A 13568-nucleotide genomic window follows, 5' to 3' on the forward strand; every position below is an offset into this window, starting at 1 on the left:
TCCTGCTTCTGTGCCCGGCACTGTCCGGGCCTGTCTTTTACATTTTTTCCCCTTTATCACAACAGGTTGCGACAAAATAAAGTTAGCTACCTAATGAATTGTGTAATATTTCATCGCCAGATGCCGATAGTAGAAACATCCTCCACACAATGTTTCCTCTACATCAGGTGAATAAAGCTATGACCATTACCCAGAGACTGTTTCTGACCTTCTCGTTGCTTGCTGCCTCACTGGCTGCCTTAGCCGTGGTCGCTATCCTGGTCGTGACCGGCTTTCAGTCACGCTTTGACTATGTTCAGCAAAATACCATTCCGTCGATTATCGACCTGAACAAGCTGGTGGACAGCAGTAACGCCCTGACGGTTATGCTCTACCGCCACCAGAGTGCCACCGATCCCCGTAAGCAGGCACAGTTCGAAAAAGATATTGGCTCGACGATCAACGACTTAAAGAAACTTAACCAGTATTACCTGGAACACGATATCTCCAGTACTGAAGATAAGTCGTTAGCTGAACAAGCCTTTGGCACGATGAAAAACATCGAAACCAGACTGCCGGCGTTTTTAGCCGGTTCCCGTGCACAAAACGATGTCGTTTCCCTCGGCGCTATTCAGAGCGACAGCGGGGTTGGACAGGGAATACGCGATCTGCTGAAGGGATACCAGAAGCAGCTGGCGCTGAATGTGGCTATCGGTGAGATGTACAGTAAGGAAAACGGCAAGGCGTATCAGAAAACCCTGTGGGGCATGTCAGGGGGATCGATAGCGATTATCCTGCTGCTCGGCGCGTTTTCGGTTAAGACGATTTTCAGCATCCGTCGTCAGCTTAACGCCATTCGCGCTACCATGGAACACGCCAGTGAGCGGCTTGATCTGACGCTGCGCGCAGACGATGCACGTCGTGACGAGATTGGCTTAACCGCCAGGGCTTACAACCTCCTGGTCAACAATGTGGCGCAGTCGCTGTCATCGGTTGAGCAGGCGTCCCACTCGGTCAGTTCTGCCTCGTCCCAGATTTCAGCCGGTAACGACGATCTCTCTTCCCGCACGGAACAGCAGGCGGCGTCGCTGGAGGAAACGGCGGCCAGCATGTCTGAACTGAGTGAAACCGTACGCCAGACCGCCGAAAACACCCGACTCGCCAGCCAGCTATCCAAAAACGCGCGTGAAATCTCGGAGGACAGCTCAGGCAAAGTCAAAACGATGCTGGGCACCATGACCGATATCAGAAGCAGCTCGGCGAAAATCAACGACATCATTGCATTGATTGAAGGTGTGGCCTTCCAGACGAATATTCTGGCGCTGAATGCGGCGGTTGAAGCGGCCCGGGCGGGTGAGCAGGGGCGCGGTTTTGCCGTAGTAGCCGGTGAGGTGCGTAATCTGGCACAGCGTTCATCTTCTTCTGCCCGTGAGATCAAAGCGTTAATCGAGTCATCGATGCGCTACGTAGCAACCGGTGCCGCGCAGGCTGAAGAAGTCGGACAGAATATGGACCGGATGAACGATGCCGTGCGCCAGGTCAACGATCTGGTGGATGAAATTGCGGTAGCGGCCCAGGAGCAGTCGCAGGGCATTAGTCAGGTGCATGAAGCCGTCAACCAGATGGACAGCGTGACCCAGCAAAACGCCGCACTGGTGGAACAGGCTTCTGCCGCCGCGCGTTCGTTAACCGAACAATCCACTTCGCTGCAACAGCTGGTGGCTGCCTTTACTATCCATTCTGCCCAGGCTGTGGTGGATAAGCGTCCACCTGTCGCCGTGACGGCTGCGCCCGTGCTTAAGCGCCCACAGCTTGCGACAGCCGGTGCCGGTGCGCAGGAAGACAACTGGCAGAGCTTCTGATAGCGAAAAAACAGTGGCCCGTTAAGAGGCCACTGTTTGCCGCAGGCTATGAACTTTTGTGCGGCGTCAGCGGCGTCGATAACCAGCGGGCGACGTGCTTACCTGCCTTAATGGCGGGCTTTTCAATCCAGAAAAACATCACTGACGCCAGCGCCACGCTGATGCTGATGGACAACACAAAGATCATAAAATTATCCGTCCAGGCTTTATCGGCCAGGCTGTTCATCAGCAATATCATGAGCGGGTAATGGATGAGATAGAGCGAATAAGAGATATCACCAAAGAAAATCAGCGCGCGGTTATGACCCCTTTCGCTACGATAACCGAGCATCACCGTGATGCTCATGATTGCCGCGGCCAGCCAGAAACCCCCGTGCAGGCCAAACGGCTGCGGCCCAATCATCAGCGCCGTCGCGAATGCCAGCACCAGCCCGACCTGCAGTATTCTGCGCCCCTGAGGCGTCAGCTCAGGCAGCTTCTGCTTCACGATTAACTCCGCCAGCATCATGCCTAAGATAAACTCCATGCAGATGGTATTGCTGATGAGTTTGATCCACGCCTGCCACCAGTGCGTCACCGCCATATGGGGCGATACCTGGGATGAAAAAGCAAAACTGCCGTTGTAATACAGCTGAAAACCCACGCTGGAGGCGAGAAAAATCAGCGCACACAAATAGCTACGATAGCGGTAGTTGATGCACATCGCGACGGTGAACACGGCGTAAAACAGGATTTCGTAGGACAGCGTCCAGGGCGGACCCAATGCGCTAAACCCAAAGGTCGGGCCGGGACTACTGTAATCCTGCAGACAGAAATAGAGTGCGCAGGACATGTCCTGAAGTGAACGATCGTGGTAAACCACCACGAACGAGAGCAGCCAGACCACGAAGAATACCGGCCAGATGCGGAAAAAGCGTTTCACCATGAACGAGGTCGGGGCTTCGTTAAACTGATGGGTAATAAAGGTCATGATGAAGCCGCTGATAATAAAGAACACGTCCACGCCCAGCGCGCCGGGAATGTGCCGGGTCCAGTGGCCTTCTAACAGCGATGAGTTGTGTGCCAGCACCACGAGTAACGCAGCGAGACCGCGCAGATACTGGATTGAGACGATTTTCATGAGCGTTACAGGCCTGTCGGTTTACTCAATAACGGCGATTGCCTAAGCGAGCCGATTAAGGTTAAGCGTAGGCCGTATTGTAAAAACGACTTAACGATTATCAACCCTCATTTCCAGGTGGGGTAAAATAATTAACGCGGGTTTCGGTTATTTTGCGGAAGATGAGGCTGATATCGCAGTAGTTTGGCGCACAGGATAAAATGTGCGCCGCAGGGATTTCAGAGGGTTCTTAACTAAAGGTTATGTCTGGCGCCCCGGTCTTGCGCTCAGAGAGGCTGGCGTCGCCGGGCCTGTTCGCAGAAGGCGCGTCTGAATATCTCTATCGTCCACATCCAGAGAATATGCCCCAGGGTTTCCGACGCGATTTCCGCGAGCGGCAGGTGCCATAACGCCGGTGCCCAGCCGTTCATCGGCAGTATTACGCCGTGAAACGCCAGCGTGATGACGATGGCGAAAGCGACACCCTGGCCCAGGGTGACTGCCGGGACGATCTCCGCGAGTGCGCAGTAGAGCAGAGCAAAGAAAATGGAGAACAGGTGATGTACACCGGCAATGCCCCAGTTCACCACGTGATCGGAATAGTGATAAACCAGGCTGCTGACGTTGATCCCCATATCATGCAGCATCTCAGCAGGCGGAATCGCCCTGTCAGGCGTTCTGGGTGGAAAGGGATTTTCGGTTCCCCATTTTACAAAACTGGCGACATTGCCGCCGCAAAATCCTGCCCACAGCGCCAGACCATAATGCCGGTCGGCAGGGGATGTCAGATGAAACAACCTGTTCATAGTCAACCGCTCCTGCTGAGTGTGATAAAAAAACGTGAATTACTGACCGTAATAGGCATTCGCCCCATGCTTTCGGAGAAAGTGCTTGTCCAGCAGGGGCTGCTGCATGTGCGTGATACCGGGCGTCAGCTGGCGGGAGAAAATGCCCATATAGGCGATCTCTTCCAGCACCACCGCGTTGTGTACCGCGTTGTCGGCGTCTTTCCCCCAGGCGAATGGCCCGTGAGCGTTAACCAACACGGCGGGGATCGCGACCGGACTGATACCACGCGTGCGGAAGGCTTCGATGATCACTTCGCCGGTATTGTGTTCGTAATCGTGGGCGATTTCGGCCTCCGTCATCAGTCGGGTGCAGGGAATCGCGCCGTAGAAATAGTCAGCATGGGTGGTGCCCCAGGCGGGCAGATCCTGACCGGCCTGTGCCCAGATGGTGGCGTGGCGCGAATGGGTGTGCACAATGCCACCAATGTCGTCAAAGGCCCGGTAGAGCGCCAGGTGCGTCGCGGTATCTGATGAGGGCTTTTTGCTGCCGTCCACCACCCGTCCGCTCTCCAGTTCCACCACGACGATGTCGTCCACTGTCATACCGTCATAGTCCACGCCGGACGGCTTGATCGCCACCAGGCCCTGGGCGCGATCGATAGCGCTAACGTTGCCCCAGGTAAAGGTCACCAGTTGATGGCGCGGCAGCGCCAGGTTGGCGGCCAGCACCTGCTCTTTCATTGCGGCTATGCTCATACTAAACCTCCTTCCTGCATTTTCTGTTCAATCCAGCGCCGGGCCTGGACGATTTCGGCAACCGGTTCTTCGGCTTTTTCTGTCCACATTTCAATCAGGAACGAGCCGCGATAATTCAGCGCCTTGAGTGTGCGGAACACGCCGACAAAGTCGACGCAGCCTTGACCAAAGGGCACGTCACGAAACTGTCCTGGTGAGCTTGCGGTCACGGGTTGAGTATCTTTCAAATGAATGGCGGCGATGCGGTCAATGCCCAGGGTCAGCTCGGCGGTCACATCGTTGCCCCAGGCGCTGAGATTGCCCACATCCGGATACACGGAAAACCACGGTGAAGCCTGCTGCTGCTCCCAGACTTTCCACTTGCTGATGGCGTTCATAAACTCGGTGTCCATGATCTCAACCGCCAGCATCACCTGGGCCGCGGCGGCGCGCTGCACCGCGCGTGACAGCCCTTCGGCAAAACGCGCCACGGTGCTTTCATCGTGGGGTTCGTAATACACGTCGTAACCCGCCAGCTGAATCGTGCGGATACCGACGTCCTTTGCCAGCTGGATAGCCCGATCGATCAGATCGTCCGCGCGCTGGCGGATCGCCGGATCGTGACTGCCAAAGGGAAAGCGGCGGTGTCCCGACAGGCACATGGAGGGAATGGTGACGCCGGTTTCAATCGTGGCATTCACCAGCGACAGCCGCTGCTCTTTGCTCCAGTTCAGGCGAGCCAGCCGCGCGTCGGTTTCGTCCACCGACATTTCCACAAAATCAAAACCACAGGCTTTTGCCAGCGCCAGGCGTTCAGGCCAGGTGAGGTTCGCGGGCAGGGCTTTCTCGTAAATACCTAACGGATGCTGGTGTTTCATACGGTTCCCCAAATGCTGGCAATGGCCTGATGGAATTCTGCGGCGCGCTGGATGCCGCTGGCGGGATCGCTGAGGGCGCGTCCGGCGATAAACGCCTTAACGTCAACGTCTTTAAATTGTGAAAGATCCTGAGGCGTAATCCCGCCGGTGATGGAGAGGGCGAAACCCAAATCGGATAAGGCTTTCATGGTATCCAGGTCGTGCTGATTCCACTGCTGACCGCTGGCCTGCGCATCCCGGCCACGGTGATAAATGGCCTGTTTTAGCCCCAGTTGCCGCCATTTTCGCGCATCATCCAGCGTCCAGTTGCCAAACAGTTCAATCTGAATATCGCCCTGGTGCTGCTGTGCCACCTCCAGCGCGCTGGCAAAGGTCGCCAGCGGGGCGGCACAGATGACCGTCATCCAGCTTGCGCCCGCCGTAAAGGCCATGTCTGCCAGGGTGCCGCCGGCATCTGCCACTTTATAGTCAGCCACCAGGGTTTTCTCCGGGTGCTGCTGGCGCAGACGGCGCACGGCTTCCACCCCGCAGCTCAGGCACAGCAGCGTACCGGCTTCGATAATATCTACATGCTGATGCAGCTGTTGTGCGGTACTCAGCGCTGCCTCCAGCTCGGTATGATCCAGCGCCAGCTGGAGTAAGGGCAGGCTCATAAGGTGGCTCCTTGTGCATCACTCAGGACGCGGATCAGATGCTGATAACGCTGATACTTTTGCTGATAACGGGCATGTCTTGTGCTGTCTGGCTGCCAGGTCACGATATCCGGCGCTAAGGCCTGCTGCGCCTGTTGCAGCGAGGCGTAAGCGCCCGTCCCGGTTAGCGCGACCAGGGCCGCACCCAGACAGCCGCTTTCGCTGATCTGCGGCACTTCTACCGTGAGGCCGCTGGCATCGGCAAACATCTGCATCCAGGGGGCGGATCGCGTGGGACCGCCGCTCAGACGCAGGGCGGTAACCTGAGGAAAGCGTTGCAGAATGCGGTTAAGATGCGTCAGGTGGGAAAACACCACACCTTCGTAGATGGCCTGCACCAGATGGGCGCGGGTGTGACCCGCCTGCAGGCCAAAGAAGCTGCCGTGCAGATCGGCCCCGGCGTTGGTGCCGTACAAAAAAGGCAGAAACAGCAGCGCGTTGCTGGCGGGTTCCAGCTCGGTGACCCACTGGTTTAGCTGGTCGTAATCGCTAATGCCCCACTGTTCACAGAACCATTCCAGGTTGGCCGCCGAGGTCGGGCTGGCTTCATGGATCAGGTACTGGCCCTCGATGGCATAGCGGCCATAAACGTAGGGATAGTCTGCTTCATCGCTGATGCAGTCGGTAATGCCGCTGGTTACCGACCAGGTGCCCATCACCGCGTTCAGGCGCGTTGCGTCATTCAGCCCCGCACACAGGGCAGTGGACATCACGTCAAACAGACCGCCAACCACGGGCGTACCGGGCAGCAAACCGCATGCGGCGGCAGCCTGCGAGGTGACATAGCCGGCAATCTGCGTCGACCCAATAATCGGGGGCAGCGCGGGAACGATTTCGCTGATATCCAGCATCTCAGCCAACGCCGGCGACCAGTCGGCGGCCTGCATGTCGTACAGATTGGATTCCGAGATATTGGTTTCTTCACAGGCCAGCTCACCGGTCAGACAGAAACGCAGATAGTCGTGGGCCATCAGCACGCTACCAATCGCGGCATAGCGCTGCGGCTGATGCTGCTTTAGCCAGCGCAGGAGTGAAACCGGATGGCCGGTCCACAGCGTCTGTCGCGTGAGCGGGTAGAGCTGCTGCGGCAGGCCTTCCCGCTGCCACTGTTGGACCAGGCGCAGGGCGCGACGATCGGAGGATAAGATGCCATTCCCAAGCGGATTGCGATCTTTATCCAGCAGAAACAGCCCTTTACCCTGAGCAGAGATGCCTAATCCAGCAACGTCGGCGGCATCCTGACCGCTACTGGTCAGGACCTCGCGAATCACCGCTGCCGCTTGCTGCCAGAGCAGCGTCATATCGCGTTCAGCATAACCCGGCTCTGGCACCAGTATCGGCAGGTTTTGCCGTGCAACGGCCAGCTCGCGGCCCTGCATATCGTACAGCCCGGCTTTAATAAAGGTGCCGCCACAATCCAGTCCCAGCCAGCGTTTCATACTGCCTCCCGTTTCGCAGAATCACAGCGGGCAGGCAGCGTCATGGCCAGCAGCGCCGCCAGCGCCAGCGAAATGGCCAGGCTGTAAACCCCGGCATCTTTGCTGTAGAACGCAATCAGCATGCCGACCATATAAGGCCCGCAGAAGCCGCCAAGGTTGCCCAGCGCGTTGATCAGGCCGCGCGCCCCGCCCGCGACCTCGGCATTGAACAGGCGCGGCGGAATACTCCAGAACACGCCCGCCGCAGACTGAATAAACACGCCACAGCCCACCAGCGCCGCGTAGGACCACCAGATGTGTGCTTTGAGCAACACCGACAGCGCCATGCACAGCGCAAAGCCGGCCAGTGGCAGCGCGACAAACAGCTTGCGCCGACCGGTTGCATCCGACAGAACAGAGAACAGAAACATGCCGAAGATCGCCCCGACATAGGGCAGGATGGCCAGCATACCGACCTGTTCGACGTTGCCGTGGGTCAGCTCTTTCAGAATGGTGGGCAACCACAGGGTGTAACCGTAAATACCGGTCTGATAGAAAAAATTGACCAGAATCAGCCGCCACATCACGGGTTCGCGCATGACCCGCAGCAGAGAGGCATTACGCACGTTCTGCCCTTTGATCATCAGCTGTTCATTGTGCAGGGTGGTGATCAGATACTGCTTTTCAGCCGGAGAAATCCACGTGGCTTCCTGCGGCCGGTTGCTGATGGTGAAATGCCACAGGGCCATGACCACCAGGGATAATGCGCCTTCCACGTAAAACAGCATGCGCCAGTCCCAGGCGGTAATGATCCAGCCGGAGAGCGGGGCGGTAATGATCCCGGCGATCGGCACAAACATGATCACAATGGCATTGGCGCGACCGCGTTCGGCATCCGGGAACCAGTTGCCGATCATCGTCAGCACCACCGGCAACATGCCGCCTTCGGCGATCCCTAACGCGAAGCGCAGTGCCAGCAGTTGATACTGACTGGTTGCCATACCGGTCAGCATCGAGATGATCGCCCAGGCCAGCAGTGACCAGCCGATAAAGCGTTTGCCATTGCCATACACGGCCAGCTTGCCGCCCGGCACCTGCAAAAAAAGATAACCAATAAAGAAAATGCCGCCCGCCAGTCCGGCCATCGACGCGCTGATGCCCAGTTCGGCGTCCATGCCGCCCGGCATGGCAAAGGCAATATTGACCCGATCCATATAAGAAATGATGCAGGTGATCAGGATCGGCGGAATGATCCTTAGCCAGCGCAGGGCGGGGATCTTCTCACGATTAACGGCGGTCGATGTCAGACTCATGGCATTCCTCCTTGCCTAAACCAGATCGCGGGTGGGGATCTTGACCACCACTTTGCGAATCGGTCCGGGCTTGCCCACCGCGCAATTTGGGCGGTGAATATCCTGCGGGAAAAACACGGCGAAGGTGCCTGGCAGCATGCGCACCAGGGTTTCTTCCGGCGCGTGCTGGTAAAAGATGATGTCGCGCTCGCTGTCGTAAGGCTGATGCACCGGTAAATCCACGGGCTGCGTGGCGACGCCGATGACTTCTTCCCCTGCCACCAGATACTGCACATCAATATGCAGGCGATGCGCTTCCGGGTAGTTCTCTTCAGGCGCGGCGGTGTGCAGATCCAGTACCTGCATGGTCCAGCCCGTTTCGCTGTCCTGGTAACGTCCCGCAGCCATAATGGTCAGGTCGTGGCGGGCGAGACAGGCGATCGCTTTGGCAATCGCCGGGGGATAGTGACGCGGGTCGGTGTTCGCAATATGTCCGGTGATCATGGTTTCCCCCTTACAGCGCCTGAATACGCGCCCAGATGCGATCGTCCACTGGAATACCAAGACGCTGGTTTTCAGCCCGCAACGGCGGAAACTTATCGCCGGGCAGGCGAATGGCCTGCTCGCTGTCGGCGCGTTCAGCGTTGATAATCGATGCCCGGATACGGTCAAGCTTGTGCTGGCGGGTTTCACCATCAATGAGCCGGTCGACATCAATCGCGATAAAGACCTGCGAGATGCCGAATTCATCGCCGTTGTCATGTGTCACTTCGGTGACGGAGGCACCGTTGGAGAGCAGGGTGGCCAGCATGTCCAGCACGACCGACAGCGCGGAGCCTTTCCAGTAACCCATAGGTAAGATGCGGCGGTTTTGCTCAAGGGTGGCCGGATCGCGGGTGTAATTGCCTTCATCATCAAATCCGCCATCGACCGGCAGGCTTTTACCGGCCAGACGGTTCACTTCCAGCATGCCGTAGGAGAACATCGACATCGACATATCCACCATGGTGATCGGCTCGCCCGGCACGGCGATGATCAGCGGGTTAGTCCCGATCGCCCCGCTTTTCGCGCCCCAGGGCGGCATCACGGCAATAGAATTCGTCCAGCAAATGCCCACAAAGCCCTTTTCCGCCGCCTGCCAGCCGTAACTGCCGCCGCGCATCCAGTGATTGGCATTACGCAGCGCCACCAGCCCAATCCCGTGGTCGGATGCCACGGCCATAGCGCGTTCCATCATACTGTGCGCGGTGATGTTGCCGATGGCACGCTGGGCATCCCATTGCTCGATCGCGCCCAGCGACAGGACTTTTTGCGGCTCGGCGTCGGGAACGATATGGCCCGCGTCCAGTTGCTGAATAAAACGTGGGAAGCGGTTTACGCCGTGGGAATACACACCGTTGAGGCTGGTTTCGGTAAACATATGCGCACAGGCTTCGGCTTTATCCTGGGGCACGTTACGACTCGTGAGTACGCGGAGAAACTCCTCATACAACTGCTGATAGCTGATTCTCATACGACTGATACTCCCAGCGTTGCCGCTTATTTCATAATGTGGAATGTCATTTCAACTAAATGCTATGGGGAAAAGACAGGGCAGTCAAAGAAATGACTGAAAAATTAATCATTAAAAATCATGTAGTTATATTTATTGCTGGCTTTTGTGATCTCAGGCTTATTTGCCAGATTTTGCCCACAGAGGGGCCGGTCAGCCACAGACGCGCTGACCTGACAGGTCCTTCTTGCCGTTCTGCCTGCGCAGCCGGTTTAGCGCAACGTTACCCGGTAGAGCGAGGTGTTGGCTGTGATATAAAGTTCATTATTATCCGGTCCACCAAGCGTGCAGTTGGATACCGTCTCAGGGATCGGGATTTTGCCTTTACGCGCCCCCTGAGCGTCAAAAATAATCACGCCGTCCGCGCAGCTACAGTAAATGTCCCCGTTGGCATCGACACAAAAGCCGTCCGGAAATCCCGGCGTGACATCGGCAAAAAATTTCCCCGGCGATAGCTCCCGTCCTTCAACCTGGTAAACCCGGAGCTGATGGCGTCCCAGCGTCGGGAAGTCCACCACCGACATATCGGCCACATAAAGCAGGCTCTCATCGGGTGAGAATGCCAGCCCGTTAGGGCGCTGCAGATCGCTGGCCGCAATACTGAGCTGCCCGCTGACGGGATCAAAACAGTAGAGATAGCAGCCAATCACCTGGCTGGGGGCCAGATAGCCTTCGTGATCGTTAACGATCCCGTAAGGTGGATCGGTAAACCAGATGGTGCCGTCAGAACGGATCGCCAGATCGTTGGGCGAGTTAAAGCGTTTGCCCTCGACTTTGTCGATCAACACGTTGACCGTGCCGTCTGATTCGGTCCGGCTGATAGCCCGGCGGCCATGTTCGCAACTGACGACGCGTCCCTGACTGTCCCGGGCATTGCCGTTGGCATAGTTAGCATGATGACGCCAGATGCTGAGTTCACCGTTGCGCTGCCAGCAGTACATGCGGTTGCCTTTCACATCGCTGAACACCACCGCATCGAGCTGCGGCAGCCATACCGGGCCTTCGGCCCAGATGGCAGGGGAACACAGTTTTTCTACCTGCATGCTGCTGGCCTCCGTTACTTCACGCCCCAGATGGTTTTGTAATGCGCCTGATAACCGTTTTCGGGATCGTAATTGTTCTGCGGCCCGCCATCGCGGCTAATGTTTTCCTGGGTAATTAAATGCGCGGGCGTCACATAGCCCGAAGGCGGTTGACCGGCGAAGGCGCGGTTAAACTCATCCAGCAACTGCCAGCCGTGCAGTTTTAACGGTTCAGCCACGGTGGCGACCTGGCTTTCCCCATTGCGAATGCGCTGGAAGGCCGAGATGGACCCATCACCTGCGGAGATGTTGTAAGGCGCGTTTTTACCGCCTTTGCCTGCGGTTTTCAGCGCCGGTGCCATAAAGTCGAAATAGAGATCGTTGATCGCCAGCGAATACTGCCAACGGTCGCCGTACTTCTGTAACAGGCTGAAGGTCAGCGACGGCATACGATTAGAGGTATCGGCCAGTGGCGTATCAATAAAGTCGATGACCTTACACTCGCTGCATTTTTCAATTTCCTGCTTCATCGCATTGGCCTTATCCAGCGCGATTTTATACAGCGAGTCGGTAAAGATAATGACCTGAGCTTTGCCGCCCGATTTCACCACGGCGTACTGTGCCGCCAGGCGGGCCACCTCGTTTGAGTCCGAGGTAATATTATCCGTAATGCCGTACTGCTTAATCGGCCCCGGGGCGGGTTCCGCATGCCACGCCATCAGCACAATCTTTTGCTGCACGGCTTTTTTGAGCGGCATTTTGGCGACGTTGGGGTTCCAGCCGCCAATAATGATGCCGTCAGGCCGTTGGGCGATAGCCTGATTCAGGGCAGCGAGCTGATCTTTCACCGATCCCGCGCCGTCCAGCGTATCCAGCTTCCATCCGGCGACTTTCGCCGCCTCGCTCAGCCCCTGTTGCACGCCCTGTACGCCGCCGTTTTTCATATCAGAGGCAATAAAAATCAGTTTCTTATTCGCCTGGAGCTTAGGACCTGTGGTGGGGCCGTCCCAGGTGGTGGCGCTGGACGTGGCTTTGGCGACGGCCGCGGTGGCTTGTTCCAGATAGCTGTCTGCATGTGCGGGCAGAGAGGCTACCAACATGGCAACGAGAGAAAGACCAAATACCGGATTTTTCATAATGAGTTCCCTGGTGTGATGGTTTTTTGCTGTGGGTCAGGTGTGGTCGCTGGCGTGCCCTGACTGCGCACGACGGCTTTTTGGTTCAACATACGGCGACGCTGGGCGTAGCCGGCAAGCGTAATCGACAGCAGCAACGTGGCGCCGTTAAACAAAGGCTCGACCCAGAAGGCCCCGCCAAATTGCTGGATACCGGCGATACCGATAGCCAGAATGGCAATCCCCACCACGGTGCCCCAGACGTTAACCCGTCCCGGGCGAATAGTGGTGCTGCCCAGAAAGGCGCCCACTAAGGCAGGCAGCAGGTAATCCATGCCGACGCTGGCCTGGCCGACGCCCTGTTCGGCGGCGATCAGCACGCCGCTAAAGCCGGTAATGACGCTGGAGGCGATAAAGGAGCCAATCACGTATTTATTAACGGCAATCCCGTTGAGTCGGGCCGCTACGGGATTACCGCCCACGGCATACATGCATCTGCCCAACGGCGTATGCTCGGTGACCAGCCATAACACCAGCGCCAGGCCCAGCACATAAAATGCGCCAATCGGGATGCCAACAATTTCCGTGCTGTGCAGGGCACTGAAGGCGTCCGGCAAGTCGCCCACAATTTGTCGTCCGCCGGAGTGCCACAGCGCAATGGCATACAGCACCGTGCCGGAGCCGAGCGTGGCGACAAAGCTGTCAATATCTGCCAGCGCCACCAGAATACCGTTTAGCAGGCCATACAGCGCTGACAATACCAGCACCGTCAGCACCGCCATCTGCCAGGAAAAACCGTATTCCACCTGCAGCGTAATGGCCAGAATGTGCCACAGCACGATGCCAAAGCCGACGTTCAGGTCGATTTTGCCAACGATCATCGGCAACGTGGCCGCCAGCGCCAGCAGTGCAATTTTTGCCTTACTGGACAGAATCGCCTGCACGGTTAACATCGAGGCAAAAGTGGGGGACAGGACTGAAAACATTAACGCTAACAGCACGCACAACAGCAGTAACCCGTAGCGGGTGAGGATCTGCATCGACCACGGCGCAAAGCCATGCTGGGCAAGGCTGACCCGTTGTTCGAGTGCGGTAGATTTCACCGAGGTTTTAGACATATCGTTTCTCCTGACTGC

At 57.2% G+C, this 13568-nt stretch carries 13 protein-coding genes; 1 reads left to right on the forward strand and 12 read right to left on the reverse strand.

Features of this window, described 5'->3' with window-relative positions; translation table 11 throughout:
- The first annotated feature begins 179 nt into the window (after positions 1 to 179).
- Positions 180 to 1841, forward strand: coding sequence for a methyl-accepting chemotaxis protein (locus NR177_RS00635; protein ID WP_256852059.1), 1662 nt, complete (start codon positions 180 to 182; stop codon positions 1839 to 1841).
- 46 nt (positions 1842 to 1887) lie between these two features.
- Here NR177_RS00635 and NR177_RS00640 read toward each other — a convergent pair whose 3' ends face one another.
- From NR177_RS00640 to NR177_RS00695, 12 genes are all read right to left on the reverse strand, one after another.
- On the reverse strand, positions 1888 to 2961 hold the full coding sequence (locus NR177_RS00640) for an acyltransferase (RefSeq protein ID WP_256852060.1): 1074 nt from the start codon (positions 2959 to 2961) through the stop codon (positions 1888 to 1890).
- A gap of 266 nt (positions 2962 to 3227) precedes the next feature.
- Positions 3228 to 3746: a DUF1440 domain-containing protein gene (locus tag NR177_RS00645; RefSeq protein ID WP_063878076.1), complete on the reverse strand. Its 519-nt coding sequence runs from the start codon at positions 3744 to 3746 to the stop codon at positions 3228 to 3230.
- A 39-nt stretch (positions 3747 to 3785) separates the two neighbouring features.
- Complete coding sequence (araD, locus tag NR177_RS00650) at positions 3786 to 4484, reverse strand: L-ribulose-5-phosphate 4-epimerase (RefSeq protein WP_256852061.1); 699 nt, start codon at positions 4482 to 4484, stop codon at positions 3786 to 3788.
- Entirely contained in the window at positions 4481 to 5341 is an 861-nt protein-coding gene (locus NR177_RS00655) for an L-ribulose-5-phosphate 3-epimerase (RefSeq protein ID WP_063878078.1), read from the reverse strand. The genes araD and NR177_RS00655 overlap by 4 nt, the downstream gene beginning before the upstream one ends.
- Positions 5338 to 5994: a 3-keto-L-gulonate-6-phosphate decarboxylase UlaD gene (gene ulaD, locus NR177_RS00660; protein WP_096011430.1), complete on the reverse strand. Its 657-nt coding sequence runs from the start codon at positions 5992 to 5994 to the stop codon at positions 5338 to 5340. The genes NR177_RS00655 and ulaD overlap by 4 nt, the downstream gene beginning before the upstream one ends.
- A complete protein-coding gene (locus NR177_RS00665; protein ID WP_256852062.1) occupies positions 5991 to 7472 on the reverse strand; it encodes an FGGY-family carbohydrate kinase in 1482 nt (493 codons plus the stop codon). The genes ulaD and NR177_RS00665 overlap by 4 nt, the downstream gene beginning before the upstream one ends.
- Positions 7469 to 8764, reverse strand: a complete 1296-nt coding sequence (locus NR177_RS00670) for an MFS transporter (protein WP_063878081.1) — start codon at positions 8762 to 8764, stop codon at positions 7469 to 7471. The genes NR177_RS00665 and NR177_RS00670 overlap by 4 nt, the downstream gene beginning before the upstream one ends.
- Before the next feature lie 15 nt (positions 8765 to 8779).
- Positions 8780 to 9247, reverse strand: a complete 468-nt coding sequence (locus NR177_RS00675) for a YhcH/YjgK/YiaL family protein (RefSeq protein ID WP_096011432.1) — start codon at positions 9245 to 9247, stop codon at positions 8780 to 8782.
- A 10-nt stretch (positions 9248 to 9257) separates the two neighbouring features.
- On the reverse strand, positions 9258 to 10256 hold the full coding sequence (yiaK, locus tag NR177_RS00680; RefSeq protein WP_063878083.1) for a 3-dehydro-L-gulonate 2-dehydrogenase: 999 nt from the start codon (positions 10254 to 10256) through the stop codon (positions 9258 to 9260).
- A gap of 251 nt (positions 10257 to 10507) precedes the next feature.
- Positions 10508 to 11338: an SMP-30/gluconolactonase/LRE family protein gene (locus NR177_RS00685; protein WP_256852063.1), complete on the reverse strand. Its 831-nt coding sequence runs from the start codon at positions 11336 to 11338 to the stop codon at positions 10508 to 10510.
- A gap of 14 nt (positions 11339 to 11352) precedes the next feature.
- The gene (locus NR177_RS00690; protein WP_063878085.1) at positions 11353 to 12453 is read right to left on the reverse strand and encodes a substrate-binding domain-containing protein; all 1101 of its coding nucleotides are present in this window, start codon (positions 12451 to 12453) and stop codon (positions 11353 to 11355) included.
- Positions 12450 to 13550: an ABC transporter permease gene (locus tag NR177_RS00695; protein ID WP_063878086.1), complete on the reverse strand. Its 1101-nt coding sequence runs from the start codon at positions 13548 to 13550 to the stop codon at positions 12450 to 12452. Before NR177_RS00695 ends, NR177_RS00690 begins: the two co-directional genes overlap by 4 nt.
- Between the last annotated feature and the right edge of the window lie 18 nt (positions 13551 to 13568).

The sequence above is a fragment of the Pantoea sp. Fr+CA_20 genome (genome assembly GCF_024520835.1).
GTDB classification, from domain to species: Bacteria; Pseudomonadota; Gammaproteobacteria; order Enterobacterales; family Enterobacteriaceae; genus Pantoea; species Pantoea allii.

Excerpts from the sequence above, each read along its gene's own strand:
- ulaD (WP_096011430.1), bottom strand. The coding sequence starts at position 5,994 with ATGAGCCTGCCCTTACTCCAGCTGGCGCTGGATCATACCGAGCTGGAG.
- NR177_RS00635 (WP_256852059.1), top strand. The coding sequence starts at position 180 with ATGACCATTACCCAGAGACTGTTTCTGACCTTCTCGTTGCTTGCTGCC.
- yiaK (WP_063878083.1), bottom strand. The coding sequence starts at position 10,256 with ATGAGAATCAGCTATCAGCAGTTGTATGAGGAGTTTCTCCGCGTACTC.
- NR177_RS00665 (WP_256852062.1), bottom strand. The coding sequence starts at position 7,472 with ATGAAACGCTGGCTGGGACTGGATTGTGGCGGCACCTTTATTAAAGCC.
- NR177_RS00655 (WP_063878078.1), bottom strand. The coding sequence starts at position 5,341 with ATGAAACACCAGCATCCGTTAGGTATTTACGAGAAAGCCCTGCCCGCG.
- NR177_RS00695 (WP_063878086.1), bottom strand. The coding sequence starts at position 13,550 with ATGTCTAAAACCTCGGTGAAATCTACCGCACTCGAACAACGGGTCAGC.
- NR177_RS00670 (WP_063878081.1), bottom strand. The coding sequence starts at position 8,764 with ATGAGTCTGACATCGACCGCCGTTAATCGTGAGAAGATCCCCGCCCTG.
- NR177_RS00685 (WP_256852063.1), bottom strand. The coding sequence starts at position 11,338 with ATGCAGGTAGAAAAACTGTGTTCCCCTGCCATCTGGGCCGAAGGCCCG.
- NR177_RS00645 (WP_063878076.1), bottom strand. The coding sequence starts at position 3,746 with ATGAACAGGTTGTTTCATCTGACATCCCCTGCCGACCGGCATTATGGT.
- NR177_RS00690 (WP_063878085.1), bottom strand. The coding sequence starts at position 12,453 with ATGAAAAATCCGGTATTTGGTCTTTCTCTCGTTGCCATGTTGGTAGCC.
- NR177_RS00640 (WP_256852060.1), bottom strand. The coding sequence starts at position 2,961 with ATGAAAATCGTCTCAATCCAGTATCTGCGCGGTCTCGCTGCGTTACTC.
- NR177_RS00675 (WP_096011432.1), bottom strand. The coding sequence starts at position 9,247 with ATGATCACCGGACATATTGCGAACACCGACCCGCGTCACTATCCCCCG.
- araD (WP_256852061.1), bottom strand. The coding sequence starts at position 4,484 with ATGAGCATAGCCGCAATGAAAGAGCAGGTGCTGGCCGCCAACCTGGCG.